Origin of the sequence: Ochrobactrum sp. CGA5 (assembly GCF_006345815.1) — a bacterium.
In the GTDB taxonomy this organism is placed as follows: domain Bacteria; phylum Pseudomonadota; class Alphaproteobacteria; order Rhizobiales; family Rhizobiaceae; genus Brucella.
Map to the genome: position 1 here is coordinate 1 of NZ_VCIG01000014.1, position 12154 is coordinate 12154.

Sequence of the window (12154 nt, forward strand, 5' to 3'; positions counted from 1 at the left end):
CGCTTGGATACAAGCCACCGGCACCCGAGGCCATCATCTGGCCTGCGCCAGCAAGCGGAGCAGCACCGTCATCTGCCCAGGCAATAGCCCCAAGGCCGAACATGAACTAAGATTGAAACCGGACCACCCTATGGGGTCAGGCCAACGGTAACCCCGCGAATACCATTGCGTGCGAATTTTTCGGCGACACGGATGTCAGTAGTCCAGGCCAACCCGGTGACGTAATTCCGACCGCAACGGTGGTCGTTTTGCCCTCGATAGATCTCCAACACGTCCTCGCTGGGAAACAGCGCATCCAGATCCCGCTGACAGGCCTTGGTCAGATAAGCGTGGCGGTAAAGCGTATTTAGCATTAGATTTTGAATGGCATCGTGATCAATGTTGTCGAAGGTTGGCCAGTAGGAGGACAAATCACGCCAGAATGCCCGATGGTTTTTCGGTTTATCCTCGATATTTTCATAGTGGCTGATAAGCGCTGCGCATCGCTGTTCGGAATCGAATTTATTCAGGTCAATCTGGCTTTTCATGTGGGCTCCTTGAGGTTCGGTCATTCATCATTGTCGACCAACGGCTTGGAATAAACCACCTCGTATTTCGCGATTTTGCATTTAGATCTAGACAAGACCGATTCTTCATCGTATATGAACTTCACAAACAAGGATAAAGATCGTGAACACCACCCTGACCTTCAACAGCATAGCATGCATAGCGGGCGTCAAACACGTCACGATAATAGCTATATCTGTTTGAAGTTTATAAGGTTTCGCGGTAATAGAAAGCTCTCCTGAACTGAGCTTAGCGGCCGCTCCAAGGCCGTGATTTCCAACACTTCAATACCGGATCGACACAGGCGAATTCATATCGCTTGCGTCTTTGACGTCCAGGGGTTTCCCGCCTTCTATTGGTGAACAACCCGGTATACGACGTTTTAAATATATAAATCCGAATTGGTAGCCGTAGCTACCAATTCGGGCAAAGTCCGAAACCTCAGGTGGCCTGTTATTGGCCACCTGACCCCAACACAAGGAAATACGATCAGGCAGCGGTGAGCCCTCGCAACAGGGGAGCTGTGCCTACAAAATATGGAGAAATAAAATGAGCAGATATTGGCTGGATTGGTTTGCTGAACACGTGATGGAACATGATAATCCAAGCCGGATTGAACGTGGGCAAAAGCCTTACGCTTCGCATATCGAATGCTTCAATGACATTGTCAGACAAGCCTTCGAAATCATCAGGAATCCACACTCGTCGGTACATCCTTCGATCAATCAGGATTACTTATTCCTGATCGATAAAATGGCTCCGTTTGGGAACGTGAGTTTCAACAAACCTCCTCTCGCTGTAGCTGTCACTGATGCGCCGCATCCTGAAATTTTTGCTCATGACAATGATGTAGTGGAACATGCTAAAGAGGTCATCAATGCGCACAGCAGTGTCTATCTGGACCTTGCAGATCGCGTGTTCATGATGCCTGGCGGCGTTTTTCAGGTGCGTGCGCTATTCATTACGGGATTCGATAAACTCGCTAAATTCAACGCCATTCTGACACGTCCTGGATCAAACAAGAGCTGGGTGTTCGCATGGCTAGAAGGCCACCATGCTCGACATCCGACTAATGCGCTTTACGATGACGTCTGGGCACCGGAACTTTGGATGATTGCCGACGCAAGCAGGCCAATCAATCGCAATAAGATCGACTACAGTGCCTTTGCTGACCTCGAAAGGCTGGTCTGGATGTCAATTGTCAACTGGTCGACACTGAAGAGTAATGCAGCACCTGCTGTTATGGTGGACTTTGACAGACATCCAACCGCTGCAAACGATGCGCCGCTGCCAGTGGAAGCAATGGCGGAAGATGTTGCAAACGAGGATCGGATCGGTGAAGTGCCGATGGCGGATTCGATCTTCAATGTAGTCGCTCTGCCAGCTCTCGGTGAGGAACGAATCCAACAGATTCGTAGTCGCATTTCGGGCATTAAGTACCAGGATCGTCAGCGTAAGAATTGCGCTCATACGGTCGATGGATTCTGGAGAATGCAGGCATTCGGACCAGGTCGCAAATTGCGTAAAAGGGTTTGGATCGACGGATTCAAGCGTGGTCACGGTTCACCTAAACCCGTGATGAACTCGTTGCCCAGGGAATACCGTGCTGCATAATGAAAATGAAAACGACCGGATGACTTCAATCATATGACGTTGTCCGGTCTACCCTACGGGGAAAGGGCGGTCTCCAAACTGGTTCACCGGAGACACAAACTGGTGAGTGTTTATCCCAACATTCAAAACCCGTTTCTAAGGCCATAAAACACGGGTTCCGTTATGGTTATTGGTTGGGCCTTATCTCGACACGGGATTCCAGATTTTCTGATGTTTAAATCCCGTTATTTCCAGACGGTTCAATTCTCCAATCCGGCAACCCATCATCTAAACGCGAGTTTGGCAGATATAGTTTCAGCCACATCACGATTAGTCTGGAAAAACCGCTTCCGTGGTCTGGAAACAGGGAAGCCATCGTTGTCCGACCTGTCTATGACATCGAGAGCCTGGTTTCCGATTTCGGTTACCGTTTGACCGCTTCTGTTGGTTTTCCCGATCTCGATCTGGTTGGCCGACTCCGGTTTTCCTTTGATGGCGACTACCTGACGGTCATGGTTGGCCACCATTGGTGCCTGAATGTTGGAACGCTGAGGGAGATTCTGGTTCTTAAACATATCCGTGTTAGGGAATATCTTTTTATCTATACACTTATCTTTACACTTCCCGACACGGTTCAATAGCCTGAAAACCTGATCCCAATATTTGTGAACGGTCTGACGAGAAATGCCCGAAAGACGGGAAACAATCGTCTTCGTCAATTCGACCCCGTCTGCAGTCAACTTCTGTATCGTAGCCTTCAACGTCGCCACCACCCGGTCCGTCTTTTGCGTTGCAGCATATCGTGCACCTGTAGCCTGGCGGTCGGATAAGGACTTCATTCCCTGAACCAAATGCATAGCTGCGCCACGATTACGTTTCGTCGTGAGCTTATCCGGATTCCATTTCGACACAGCATAATTGGCAACGCTGGCAATCAGGTACTGAACATTGCCGTCCTTCTTCGACGGACGAAGATCAGATTGGGCAACAGCGCGTTCCAGTTCGATATGTAAGCGGTCGCTGATGGCACCCAGACGGCCTTCTTTATGATTGCGAGCGAATTCAGGATCGCCAGCAAAATGCCAGCTTGTCATGATACCGTAGGCGGTCTTCTGGAGAAAATTGAAGAGACCATTCGACTGCTGGATATCCATGCCGGACTGCACAGATGCCGAACGACGGGTCAGGGATTCACGATTGTGGCCGAGTTCCAAATATTCGGCGTGTTCACTGAGATCGGGGAAATGGGCGTCCTGAGGGCATACTGTGAACCATTCAGGGCTAAGCGGGTTCTTGACCTGTTGGCTCGCAGCTGGCGCACCAGCATCAGCTCCGGCGTCCAGCAAGGCATTGCAAAGCCCGTAATAGACGGAATGAAAGAGGTCGACAGGTGCGCGGTTGAATCCGTCTTTGGAAGGTTCGTTCCACACACCTGACCTGTATGGCAACATCCAGATAGCGTGGGGGCGTATGAACTGACTGTTTGGCAAACGGAGTCCAACCAGAAAATGTGGCTGGCTGGCTATCTTGCCATCGTGGGCGAGCTGGCGGAAGAAATCGACGCATTGCTCAAATGAATCCCACACGCGATCTGTGTCGATGCGGATAAATGACAGGAATTTGCGATTACCTTCAATGTATGGCTCGTCCAATGAAAGAAGTTTGTTACCAATTGTAGCCAGAGCGCCCTTCCCCCAGTTAGAACGGAGATCCTTGGCCTTCGGGACTGCGGCGACAAACAGCTTGGCAGCTTGGGAATTCAAGGTATTTGAACGGAGCCCCATTTCAGAAACTGGGGCAACCTGATGGCCGGACAGCATCTTCCAACCACGGCGATCATATCCGTTTTCGAGACGTTCCTTGATCAGCTCGCGCTGGATACGGGATTGCTCGATGAAATATTCGGCCTCAGGCGTGACCTCACGATTTGAATTCTTGCGACGGGCTTGCTTGCTGGCCTTCGCCAAATTGGAACGGAAAATGTCTTCCTGAAACTGCTTCATGAACGTCGCCGGCGACGATGGTGATGATTTGACACCGCTGAAACGGGTTTTCTGAAAATTATTTTTTGGGGTGTTTTGTGGACGAGCTGAACTGGTGTGGGAGTTATCATCAGATGCATTATCGCCACGGCAATCTACCTTCGAGATTTCGAAGTTTTTACAGTTGACGATTCCTGGGTTTGATCTGATCATTATCCTGTTCCTTGAACCTCCGCCGAGCCCTGCCAGGGGCGATGAAAGCGGGGGTTTTCTTTTTCCAATTCAATAGTTTGGTCTGTCGGCGCGGAAAAAAGCAACCCCTATTCTTTACAATTTCGCATTACTGTTGGATATTAATGCACAGTCGCTTTTTGTGATGTCGGCGGAATCAGCTATTTTGCGATTGAATTGAAATTGAGAACACCTGAACCATGGCGATCCATCAACTGATGTTGGCATATGAAATCACGGGCAAAACGAGTCATGCTCGGCGAGCGACGACGCATAAGATCGTCGAGAAGGTCGCCGTTCGGGTGCAGGAAATTGATGACATCGATGCCCTTAATGGCCTGACGATCACTATCGGCGGCTACTCCGAGACACTGAAATTTTATAATGATCGCTTCTGGATACGCGATAAATTGGATGGCGCAGCAGCTGGTATGCTGCGCGCTCAGGCTGGGGTCATCGAGGATATGCGATTGGCCACTGCTCTGGTAAAATCCCATAGCACCTTCGAGGTCTTCCATTACCGGGATCCAGAGATATTCTCCGACGATTTCAAATCAATTTCGGCCGACGACCTGAAAGACGTAAACGATGCTGGCAGAGCAACAGCATTGGAGCGCCTTGAGAATGCCGCTGAAGCAGATCTCATAGACATTGATGGCGAGCTATATGTTGCCCTTGGAGAGCCAGTTTACTGCCTGCGACTGCTGCCAGATACACTGCAGGTGCTCGTAAGTTTCCAGAAATCGAATGAGGTTGCTGTCACACGCACGCCGACCATTCGAATTCCCATCGGTGATATGGCGACATCAAATCGAGATGATCTGGATGCCCTGACGGCTATCTGGAAAGCCGAAACTGGCAAAGGCGTCACGCAGGTCGCAGAAGCCAGCCTTCATTTCGATTTAAAGCCTGAACTCGATTATTCGGTGGAACGCCAAATTGAAGACACGGCATCCGAAGTTGTAAACCGGACGTCGGGTATCGTTGAATGGTCGACGGCGCAGATCACAAAATGGGCTGAGCTACGAGATACTTTGAAATCTTATCGAGATAAAAATTCTGATGTGTATGATTTGGCAAGCAGTCTGACAGATTATGCATCCGCACAAACACCAGAAATGCGAGCATATATTCGGATGTTGAAGGATCTTTTGGATAATTCCCCGATACATATTCCAGAAATTTCTTTTACGGATTTTCCTCAATAGATTTTTTTGCTATATGTAGATTGCTGGCTGGAGCCAAGAACCCCTTAAGCCCCCCCCTTGTTCAACAGTTTCGGCCAGCTTGAATATCCTCCGTTGAGACTGAGGCCTGCGTTAATGTCATCTAACGCAGGCCTTGCCTTTTACTTTGTTGAATTCTCAACCTTTTTTCTCTTGTATTTTATCGGCGGAACTTCACCCGGCTTACGACCGAGACCCATATTCTTGGCCATTGCAGACCGCTTTGCCGAATAGTTTTTTGTGACCATTGGGTAATCCTGCGGCAACCCCCATTTCGCGCGATATTCATCCGGCGTCAGATTGTACACGGTCTTCAAATGCCGCTTCATGGATTGGAACTTCTTGCCGTCTTCAAGGCAGATGATGTGGTCATCGAATACCGACTTTTTCGGATTCACAGCAGGTTTTCGGGCCTCGGCCGCTTCGACTACTTCAACAGGGCCATTTTGCAACTCATTGAGCTTTCCATGAACCAGACTAATCAGGGATGGCAGTTCAGAATGCTGGATAGTATTGTTCGACACGTATGAAGATACAATGTCGGTCGTCAATTCTAGCAATGCGATAGTAGTCGGATCAGACATGATATATTGGCCTTATTAATCGGTAATCTGAATATGACCATATGGACGCGAAAATAATAGTAAAATATAATTGCGAAGTCCCTTATCGACTCCTTTCTTGTTTCCAAACGCCTCCTTTAAACATCCGGAAACAATCGGCAAGGGACATCACAGACGGCCTGATTGTAAAGCTGTCAATGGCTGAATTAGGCGGCAGCGCGGTGGAATTTCTCGACCGATTTTTCTACAAGAATATATGCCAATGCATATTCATCCAATGATTGAAGATCATCGTCGAGATCCATACTGGCAGACATCCAGTTAAAGAAGCGATCCTGCACCGAAATATCAGCATAATCGCTATCGCCGCCACGGATGACCCATAGATTTACAACAGGCAGCAGGTTTAATCTTGCAGTCAGCTCCGTTGGAAGGTCGAACTCATAGATTTCAAGAGTTCCGGTAGCCTTCCTACGATTATTCAAGCGCCATACCTCGTGACCAACGGCTGCCTGTAGAAGCTTCTGGACATCGGTATGGTATGGACTGTCTTCGCGTTCGTCAGCAATGTAGGCCTTTACCTTGTCTACTAGGACATCGTTGATCGTCACATAGGCCGTCTGCAGGCCTCTCGCTCCACTGATAATGCTTGTGAAAGCCACGCGTAGGGTGTTTCCTTTGAGCATGAATGAGACATCGTTGAGATACGATCTGCCGTATTCGATGCGGAATTTGTGCTTGAATAAATCGGACATGTTCGGTTCCCTTTTATTGTTTGGTTGACTTTGAGGTCGCCCCCTCCCCGAGGCTTCAATTCGAGGAGGGAACTTTTCGCGAGGAATTAGCCCAGACCTCGCTACGAGAAATATTCATCTCTCATGTTTATAATTATATGTAGCGCCGTGACACATAACAATGACCAAATTCAATACTTTTGAACATTCTGCATTTTCTTAAGTTGTTCTTAATATGGGATAATTTGGATTACAGTCCGCCGAACATTAAACGCCCGTATAACCAAGCGGTGTTCACAAATTGCGTTCCAATGGCGATATCGGAAATTAACGCTACTACTGTAATTCCAACGGCCATTTTCAGCCAGCCAACCAATAGTTTTGGCCGACGAGGTTTTGGTTTGTAGCCGACAGATTTTAAAAACTCGGACTTCGACATGCGAACGCAGCTCTTGCAAATGGCCACAGCTTCGTCGGCCGACAATTGGAAGAATTCGCGCTTATGATTGAGGCGATATCGATCCAAAGCCTGATGCAGGAGCTTCTCAGTCCAGTTTGGATACTTGGTGCGGATAGAGGCTTCCAGCTTAAATGGCAGAGCGACACCGGATGCTGAATTCAGTTCGCGCACGCGGTCTGTTGGATGTCGGGTAGTTCGGCCGATTTTTACCAATCCAGGCATTGCTGGATTCGATAGGACGTAAACGTAGCCCTCCTTCTTTTCACTCATGAGCAATCTCCTCTGCTCATGAGTATGGGCTCACAAATTGCACGTTCAAAACGCCGACAGAAAATATTGGAAGGAGGTAAGTCAGGTTTCTGAAAAGGAAAGCTTAGAGTTCGATCTCGGGTTTGATGACCTTGAGCGCCAGCAATGGGTTTTCGTAAATGCCCGCAAAGCTGCCGAAATGACGCTTTACGTCGTCGTGCGTCAGATCGATGCGCTGTTCACCCGAACTGTCATGCCAAATGATAGAGGCGTCAAGGGTATCCTCGAACATGTAGATACCGATTTCACCATTTCCGCGAACGCCTGTTGTCAATTGGCCAGCCTTGGTGAGCTTTAGGAAGATGTCGTCGCCACTCTGGGTAATTTCCTTCAGGTCGGTCGCCTTTGAAAACATCAGTGAACGTTTTAGATCATCGGGCGAAATCGTGATCCCGACCATACCGCCTTCGAATTTTATTTCATTCATGATCGCGGTATTCAGCGATGGCAGTTCTAGGCGTTCGGCTTCGGTTTCGGATTGTACTTTGATGATCATAACTCGGCCGTGCATATCGTATTCATTTTTGGTCATATTGGTTTTCCTTTAAATTGATTGGTTTTCGTAGTGATATTCAGCCTTCGACTACGCTTCCCTGATTGAAGAGCTCTAGCCATTCAGATGGGGTCTTTTCGGCAAGCATTTTTTCAATCAACTGCCTGTTATCATCGGTTAGTTTTGCGGCTTCTGCGTGCGGGTCAGCTGACTTTACGATTTCGAGAAAGCTGATACGCAATTCGGATATCGTGTCGATAAGAGAGAAGTCCTCAGCAGATCTCCATTCGCTTGGACAAATCTTTTCAGCGGCAACGAGATTATCAAAATTAGCCTTATTACGTATGAAGATATCGGTTTTCATCGAAGTCATATTATTCTCCTGATTGTAGCCTTTCCTGTTTGGTGGCCGATTGTTAGGGTTTGAGCATGCCGCTCTCAATCCTCTCAGCGAATGTGACCGGAGGATAAAGCGGGGCATGATCCATGCCCCTGCCCTCAGTGCTTATGATAACCGGAATTCAATGCGATGAGCGGGAGAATAACCTGACGATAGTCGGCAATCAAACGATCCATAAGTTCGCCATTCTCATCTACCTTTTTGGTGGTGCGAAGGCCTTTTTCCGTATCTTTCCATTCAATGTGGATGCTATCGTCTTCAAAATCCAACGTGACATTGATCGCGTGGGAGGCGTCAATCCGATACTGCAACAGGTAATCTGATGAGAGTTCAAATGTACCACGATTTGACTCCTGGTTGTGGGCAGCGGTGATGTCGACGGTTACGATTTCGGAATTGTTCATTTAATTATTCCTAATTAGGTTGTTTACGGTTTCGAGTGATGCCACTCCCCATCCCCACTCCTCTGACTTCAATGCCAGAGGTTGGGGATGAAATGGGACATCATCAGTCGCCCAGACGGACACCCCATTTCCAAGTTGCAGCTTCCTCGGCTACTCGGATCGAATAGAAGCGCTCTTCGTTGGCAAATATCGGGTCGTGTTGACCTTTGGTGTGAACAACGGTTGGGCACCAAGCGACAACATCAATGATTTCATCATCTTCAGTGCGGGCATACATCTCAGTTGAACGGACTTCGTGGGAGCCGCCAACGACTGCAGTTACTTCATCAACTCGGACATATTTGTCAGATGGGCGCTTGGAAGGCACCATCAAGACATCACCCTGACGAATAGAGGCATCGAGCTGCTTGTCCGTCACCTTCCACATCCAACGCTGTGCAGCGCGAACTGCGGCCTTTGGATCAGATGGGTTCTTGCGGATAGCTGCGTGGATAGCATGCGGCGATACAGGATGGCGGAAGAAGTCGTTTGTGATCTCGTTCTGGCCGACCAACACGTAGTCTTTATGGATGTTCGCGAAGCCCTTGGCATAGCGCTTGTAGAAGTGACGGATCTGAACGATGGCAACGCCCTGTTCAGCATCGTAGCCGTAGAGATCGAGATTCAGGCTATCACCGCGCATCTTCTTATCGAACTCAACGAAGGTCTCAGGAAGCACGGATTCGAAGATATTCATGATCTTGGAAGCTGATACTGCTACGCCTTCGGCATCGGTATAACGAATGATTTCATTGTAATGACCGCGTTCGACGGTGTTCTGCTTGTAAGTATTGATTGCGGTTTTATTGATTTCTACTGATGATAACATTTTACGTTCCTTAGAATTGAGAATTAAACCCTATGTCTAATCTCTATACTTATTATTATATGTGACGGCGCGGCACATAACAAGTGTTTTCAACAAATAATTTGCATATTTTTAAATTATTTTATTGACATGTTTTGTTAGTGTTTCCGGGCTTTATTTGTTTGAAATTCAAAGTAACCTATGATTTTTACATGAATATTTCACTTTTCACGATCTTTCTTGCTATGAAGATCGACTTCCAAAGTCGCTGACATGCGATGTGCAGCACTCGATCCGTCGATTACAGCTTCGAGATCGGTGTCGATTTCATGAACTAAATCCAGGAATTCGGCCGACAGCAGGAAGTCAGCGAGTTCCTTATTGCGGATGTCGTTGGGTAATGAGATGCGGATAATATCGGATTCGAAGGCCTGCCCGAGCGGATAGACGGCTCTTGCAATGGAAACAGACTCCGCTTTCAAATCGATATCAACGGCCGAGAATGGATGCCGGACTGTGCCGATCAAGGCATCAGGGTCGTTCATCAGCTGCTTTGCAAGAACTTTAGCATTCCATTCGGTTTTCAGGGGCTTAACGAAGTCGTTCATGGTTACGCATTCCCCGCGACTTCGGCTTTGAAAAGCATCAGTTTTGACAGCTCGTCGGCTGAAATAGCCAGCACAGTCTGTAGAAGCACGACCTCGTCGATGCCTGCTTCCTGATTCAAGAGATCTTGCCAGAAACCCAGAATGGCCTGCGCTATCATTCGAGGGTCGCGACCTTCGTCTCCAGATATGCAGTATAGGCTGCCAGAATGGGTGGTGAAATTGGTGCCGTCGAATTTGCGAATTGGTGACGTAACGCGGATCTTTTCGCCAGCGATCCCGCCTTTTGGGAAGCCCATGCAGTGAACTTCATTGGTCTTCGTATCGAATAGAAAGTGCCAGTTAGATAATGGTGTTGGTGACATGTAATCTCCTTAAGCAATGTCGGTATTAAGCAATAATGCATATAATATGTCGCAAGGCACAAGCAGTTATTTGCCTCGCCGTGCCCTCTCGTATGCGTATTTCTTGAGCCCTCGCACGCGCTGAATGTCCTCCCTAGCTTCCTGCGGCATCCACGCACGGATCAGGTCGCCATTGCGAATTAGGAGGTCATCTGCGAGCCGCAATACCTGCAAATTAACTGCCGCTTTAGGCACCAGTTTGATAATCCTCTCGACAGCCTCGTTTTCACGCCCTGCCCCCATTTTCCATGCAATAAGTAGCAGCGCAATCGCCGGGGATCGACACCGACCTGCATGGCAATGGATGAGAAGCCTAAGCCCCAAGCTCCTTCCAATAGAAAAATCCCTATAGAAACTGAGGGCATCGACTAGATGTTGGCTTGCCACCGACAATTCAGTACCGTCATCAAAATCGATGTCATTGAATCTCAGGGTGAGATGCGGACGGCCATCATCGATGGTCAGCGACACTAGATTTCGGTCAGCGTTCTCGATGCTGATAACGGCATCGAATTCCGCATGCCTTTCAAGGGCATTCTTTAAAGACATGACCTCCAGTCGGTTTAATTCGGTTTCCATCTTGCCTGCTTTCACTCCCATTACATTCTGATTCCGATTCCAAATCGGTCGGAAACCATTCCCTTTCACGTCCAATTTTCAACGGCGAAAAAATTCGCTTGTCGTATGCATGCTTGTCAATCACCATACTGCATATATTGCGGTATTGCATATATTGCAAGCGGAATCTTCAGGTCGACCTGTTGGCCGTCTCGATCCGAAACCGAGACCGTTCCGTGAGCTGATGATGAGACTGCAAAAACCGATAAAAGGAGAAAATTGAATGACTGATTTAATATCGGCGCTTGAGGAACTTCGTGATGAGGTTCCGGTGTTGAAAATGGCGGAAGCCAATAAGTCCCCGACGCGACGCCTCATGGAAAGTGTCGACCTCTTTAAACAGCTGATTGATCTCAAATTCCGCCCTTCGCAGGTCTATGCGAAGGTTAAGGACACTGACGGGATTAAAGAAATCCGCGTCGCCTCAGGCATGACAGACGAGGCATACAAGCAGCACTTTGCATCCGTATACAATGCTTACAAGCGCGACCTACGCAAGAAGGCCAACAGGTCTGTAAAGGCGAAGCCCGCACCAAAGGTGACGGCTGCCAACGCAGCACCATCCAAGACATCGACATCGGAAATCGCGATGTCCACCACCCCTGCCCCGACATCTGATGTTGTTGAGCCGACATCCGAGGTGCCTGTTGCGGAAACCAAAGCTGAAAAGAAAACCGAAAAGCCAGGCACACCTGCGCTGACTACTGGTGGTCGTGTCGACCGCCTAGCAAATTTCTAA

The 12154-nt window shown here is 48.4% G+C and carries 15 protein-coding genes; 3 read left to right on the forward strand and 12 right to left on the reverse strand.

Going from position 1 to position 12154, the window contains the following annotated elements:
• Positions 1–128 precede the first annotated feature (128 nt).
• A complete protein-coding gene (locus FJQ48_RS11040; protein WP_139975167.1) occupies positions 129–527 on the reverse strand; it encodes a hypothetical protein in 399 nt (132 codons plus the stop codon).
• 568 nt (positions 528–1095) lie between these two features.
• Here FJQ48_RS11040 and FJQ48_RS11045 point away from each other — a divergent pair.
• The gene (locus FJQ48_RS11045; RefSeq protein WP_139975168.1) at positions 1096–2160 is read left to right on the forward strand and encodes a hypothetical protein; all 1065 of its coding nucleotides are present in this window, start codon (positions 1096–1098) and stop codon (positions 2158–2160) included.
• A 263-nt stretch (positions 2161–2423) separates the two neighbouring features.
• Here the strand turns inward: FJQ48_RS11045 and FJQ48_RS11050 are convergent, their stop codons facing one another.
• A complete protein-coding gene (locus tag FJQ48_RS11050; RefSeq protein ID WP_139975169.1) occupies positions 2424–4334 on the reverse strand; it encodes a hypothetical protein in 1911 nt (636 codons plus the stop codon).
• A 218-nt stretch (positions 4335–4552) separates the two neighbouring features.
• Here FJQ48_RS11050 and FJQ48_RS11055 point away from each other — a divergent pair, with 218 nt between their 5' ends.
• A complete protein-coding gene (locus FJQ48_RS11055; protein ID WP_139975170.1) occupies positions 4553–5560 on the forward strand; it encodes a hypothetical protein in 1008 nt (335 codons plus the stop codon).
• Between the two features lie 140 nt (positions 5561–5700).
• On the opposite strand, the gene FJQ48_RS11060 is transcribed toward FJQ48_RS11055, so the two are convergent.
• The 10 genes from FJQ48_RS11060 to FJQ48_RS11105 form a co-directional block, all read right to left on the reverse strand.
• Positions 5701–6162 (reverse strand): MucR family transcriptional regulator, encoded by a 462-nt coding sequence (locus FJQ48_RS11060; RefSeq protein ID WP_139975171.1) that lies wholly within the window; start codon positions 6160–6162, stop codon positions 5701–5703.
• 185 nt (positions 6163–6347) lie between these two features.
• Positions 6348–6896: a hypothetical protein gene (locus FJQ48_RS11065; RefSeq protein ID WP_139975172.1), complete on the reverse strand. Its 549-nt coding sequence runs from the start codon at positions 6894–6896 to the stop codon at positions 6348–6350.
• Between the two features lie 229 nt (positions 6897–7125).
• Positions 7126–7605 (reverse strand): GIY-YIG nuclease family protein, encoded by a 480-nt coding sequence (locus FJQ48_RS11070; RefSeq protein WP_139975173.1) that lies wholly within the window; start codon positions 7603–7605, stop codon positions 7126–7128.
• A 103-nt stretch (positions 7606–7708) separates the two neighbouring features.
• Positions 7709–8176 (reverse strand): hypothetical protein, encoded by a 468-nt coding sequence (locus FJQ48_RS11075; RefSeq protein ID WP_139975174.1) that lies wholly within the window; start codon positions 8174–8176, stop codon positions 7709–7711.
• A 40-nt stretch (positions 8177–8216) separates the two neighbouring features.
• Complete coding sequence (locus FJQ48_RS11080) at positions 8217–8510, reverse strand: hypothetical protein (RefSeq protein WP_139975175.1); 294 nt, start codon at positions 8508–8510, stop codon at positions 8217–8219.
• A gap of 125 nt (positions 8511–8635) precedes the next feature.
• Positions 8636–8941 (reverse strand): hypothetical protein, encoded by a 306-nt coding sequence (locus tag FJQ48_RS11085; protein ID WP_139975176.1) that lies wholly within the window; start codon positions 8939–8941, stop codon positions 8636–8638.
• 103 nt (positions 8942–9044) lie between these two features.
• Positions 9045–9809 carry a hypothetical protein gene (locus tag FJQ48_RS11090; protein ID WP_139975177.1) on the reverse strand — a complete coding sequence of 255 codons (765 nt, stop codon included), beginning with the start codon at positions 9807–9809 and terminating at the stop codon, positions 9045–9047.
• A gap of 200 nt (positions 9810–10009) precedes the next feature.
• The gene (locus tag FJQ48_RS11095; RefSeq protein ID WP_139975178.1) at positions 10010–10396 is read right to left on the reverse strand and encodes a hypothetical protein; all 387 of its coding nucleotides are present in this window, start codon (positions 10394–10396) and stop codon (positions 10010–10012) included.
• 2 nt (positions 10397–10398) lie between these two features.
• Positions 10399–10758 (reverse strand): hypothetical protein, encoded by a 360-nt coding sequence (locus FJQ48_RS11100; RefSeq protein ID WP_139975179.1) that lies wholly within the window; start codon positions 10756–10758, stop codon positions 10399–10401.
• A gap of 66 nt (positions 10759–10824) precedes the next feature.
• Positions 10825–11397, reverse strand: coding sequence for a hypothetical protein (locus FJQ48_RS11105; protein ID WP_139975180.1), 573 nt, complete (start codon positions 11395–11397; stop codon positions 10825–10827).
• 241 nt (positions 11398–11638) lie between these two features.
• Between FJQ48_RS11105 and FJQ48_RS11110 the strand changes: the two genes are divergently transcribed.
• Positions 11639–12154, forward strand: a complete 516-nt coding sequence (locus tag FJQ48_RS11110) for a hypothetical protein (protein ID WP_139975181.1) — start codon at positions 11639–11641, stop codon at positions 12152–12154.

Coding starts and splice junctions, on each gene's coding strand:
- FJQ48_RS11040 (WP_139975167.1), bottom strand. CDS start 527: ATGAAAAGCCAGATTGACCTGAATAAATTCGATTCCGAACAGCGATGC.
- FJQ48_RS11045 (WP_139975168.1), top strand. CDS start 1,096: ATGAGCAGATATTGGCTGGATTGGTTTGCTGAACACGTGATGGAACAT.
- FJQ48_RS11050 (WP_139975169.1), bottom strand. CDS start 4,334: ATGATCAGATCAAACCCAGGAATCGTCAACTGTAAAAACTTCGAAATC.
- FJQ48_RS11055 (WP_139975170.1), top strand. CDS start 4,553: ATGGCGATCCATCAACTGATGTTGGCATATGAAATCACGGGCAAAACG.
- FJQ48_RS11060 (WP_139975171.1), bottom strand. CDS start 6,162: ATGTCTGATCCGACTACTATCGCATTGCTAGAATTGACGACCGACATT.
- FJQ48_RS11065 (WP_139975172.1), bottom strand. CDS start 6,896: ATGTCCGATTTATTCAAGCACAAATTCCGCATCGAATACGGCAGATCG.
- FJQ48_RS11070 (WP_139975173.1), bottom strand. CDS start 7,605: ATGAGTGAAAAGAAGGAGGGCTACGTTTACGTCCTATCGAATCCAGCA.
- FJQ48_RS11075 (WP_139975174.1), bottom strand. CDS start 8,176: ATGACCAAAAATGAATACGATATGCACGGCCGAGTTATGATCATCAAA.
- FJQ48_RS11080 (WP_139975175.1), bottom strand. CDS start 8,510: ATGACTTCGATGAAAACCGATATCTTCATACGTAATAAGGCTAATTTT.
- FJQ48_RS11085 (WP_139975176.1), bottom strand. CDS start 8,941: ATGAACAATTCCGAAATCGTAACCGTCGACATCACCGCTGCCCACAAC.
- FJQ48_RS11090 (WP_139975177.1), bottom strand. CDS start 9,809: ATGTTATCATCAGTAGAAATCAATAAAACCGCAATCAATACTTACAAG.
- FJQ48_RS11095 (WP_139975178.1), bottom strand. CDS start 10,396: ATGAACGACTTCGTTAAGCCCCTGAAAACCGAATGGAATGCTAAAGTT.
- FJQ48_RS11100 (WP_139975179.1), bottom strand. CDS start 10,758: ATGTCACCAACACCATTATCTAACTGGCACTTTCTATTCGATACGAAG.
- FJQ48_RS11105 (WP_139975180.1), bottom strand. CDS start 11,397: ATGGGAGTGAAAGCAGGCAAGATGGAAACCGAATTAAACCGACTGGAG.
- FJQ48_RS11110 (WP_139975181.1), top strand. CDS start 11,639: ATGACTGATTTAATATCGGCGCTTGAGGAACTTCGTGATGAGGTTCCG.